The 281-nt window shown below is 69.8% G+C and carries 1 protein-coding gene; it reads left to right on the top strand.

Features of this window, described 5'->3' with window-relative positions:
* Positions 1–281, top strand: a 281-nt coding sequence (locus AB3X89_RS40500; protein WP_368588094.1) for a hypothetical protein, incomplete at both ends; no start/stop codon positions are given.

Below are 281 nucleotides of genomic sequence, written 5' to 3'. Positions count from 1 at the left end.
CGCGGCTATCTGAACCGCCCCGAGCTGACAGCCGAGCGGTTCATCGCCAGTCCCTTTGTGGAGGGCGATCGGCTGTATCGCACGGGGGACCTGGCGCGGTACCTGCCGGATGGCAATCTGGAGTTTCAGGGGCGCACCGACGAGCAGGTCAAGGTCCGGGGCTTTCGCATCGAGCCGGGCGAGGTGGCCGCGCACCTGTGCGGACATGCGTGGGTACGCGAGGCGGTGGTGGTGGCGCGCGAGGAGCGGGCCGGCGAGCCGCAGCTGGTGGCGTATGTGGT

The sequence above is a fragment of the Paraburkholderia sp. BR14320 genome, assembly GCF_040948665.1.
Classification (GTDB): Bacteria; Pseudomonadota; Gammaproteobacteria; order Burkholderiales; family Burkholderiaceae; genus Paraburkholderia; species Paraburkholderia youngii.
This window is presented reverse-complemented; position numbering and strand designations above follow the sequence as displayed.